The 1,353-nt window shown below is 65.2% G+C and carries 1 protein-coding gene and 1 other annotated feature; the gene reads right to left on the bottom strand.

The window, feature by feature from the left end; translation table 11 throughout:
• Window positions 1–33: 33 nt before the first annotated feature.
• Window positions 34–1,298 (bottom strand): IS3 family transposase gene (locus KEC56_RS13835; protein WP_227531403.1). Its coding sequence is split into 2 segments (ribosomal slippage): window positions 34–995 and window positions 995–1,298, totalling 1,266 coding nucleotides; the frame shifts between segments, so codons are not numbered across the junction.
• Window positions 865–999 (bottom strand) — a sequence feature (AL1L pseudoknot). Its footprint overlaps the gene before it by 135 nt.
• Window positions 1,299–1,353: the final 55 nt, after the last annotated feature.

The raw sequence follows: 1,353 nt of genomic DNA, 5'->3' as shown, positions 1-1,353 counted from the left end.
ACTGAAGCGCCCTGGGTCTGATGGAGACTCGCGCTATTTGATTCCCACCAGGTGGTCGGTGGTGGTTTGGCCAGCATAGAACGTCTGCTCGAACTCGGCGGGTGGGACGTCGCTGAGGTAGCCGTGCAGGCGCTGCGTGTTGTGCCAGTGCACCCATCCGAGGGTCGCGAGCTCGAGGTCCTCGACGGTCTTCCAGGGGCCTGGGCGTGCGGGTCCACGGACGAGTTCGGTCTTGTAGTACCCGTTCACGGTCTCGGCCAGGGCGTTGTCATAGCTGTCGCCGACGGTCCCGATCGACGGCGTCGCTCCGATCTCCGCGAGTCGTTCGCCGTAGCGAATCGACGTGAATTGAGACCCCGCGTCGCTGTGACACCTCAGATCCTCGTGGTGACGACCTCTCGACCAGCGGGCCATCTCGATCGCGTCGAGGACCATCTCGGTGCGCATGTGAGACGCGCACCGCCACCCGACGATCATCCGTGAGTACGCGTCGATGATGAAGCAGACATACGCGACGCCCGCCCACGTCGGCACGAACGTCAGATCGGTGACCCAGAGCCTGTTCGGCGCGGTCGCGGTGAACTCCCGTTTCACGAGGTCCGGGTGCCGCGTCGACGTCGGATCCGGCCGGGTCGTCTTGACCCGCTTGCTCCGGATCGCGCCCTCGATGCCGGCAGCCCGCATCAGCCGGCCCGTCTGGTCCCGGCCGATATCGATCCCGGCGCGGCGGGCGGTCTTCCAGAGCTTGCGGACCCCATAGACGCAGTAGTTCGCGTTCCAGAGCGTGACCAGCTCAGGCATCAAGACCGCGTCGCTCACCGCGCGCGCCGAGGGGGCGCGGTCTTTCGCGGCGTAATAGGTGCTCGGAGCCACCTGCAACAGGCTGCAGATGGGCTCGACTCCGAGGCGGCGGCCTTCGACGACGTCGTTCTTGTTCGCGTCGATGAACGCGACTACTTCCGATGTTGGCGGTCGAGCTCCGCCCCGAAGAAAGACGCAGCCCTCTTCAGAATCTCGTTAGCCCGACGAAGCTCACGGACCTCTTGCTCCAGCTCCCGCAGCTTCCGCGATTCGGCCGTGGTCACGCCAGCCACGTTGCCGTCGTCGATATCGGCCTGCTTGACCCACGTCCTGACGGACTCGATCCCGTATCCAAGCTGCGTCGCGACCCGCTGGACCGTCCCGTGCTCGGTCCCCAGCTCCGCTCGCAGGATTCGCACCATCCGGACCGCTGCGGCCTTCTCCTCCGGCGAATACCGACGCATGGTCGGCTTCCCAGATCCCTCATTCGACACCATGACCCCATCCTCGTTTCCAAAGTCAGGAGTCTCCAACAAAGCCAGGGCGCTTCAA

Source organism: Microbacterium tenebrionis, assembly GCF_020682665.1.
In the GTDB taxonomy this organism is placed as follows: Bacteria; Actinomycetota; Actinomycetes; order Actinomycetales; family Microbacteriaceae; genus Microbacterium; species Microbacterium tenebrionis.
Note: the sequence above shows the minus strand (reverse complement) of the source record. Positions and strands in the feature narration are given on the sequence as shown.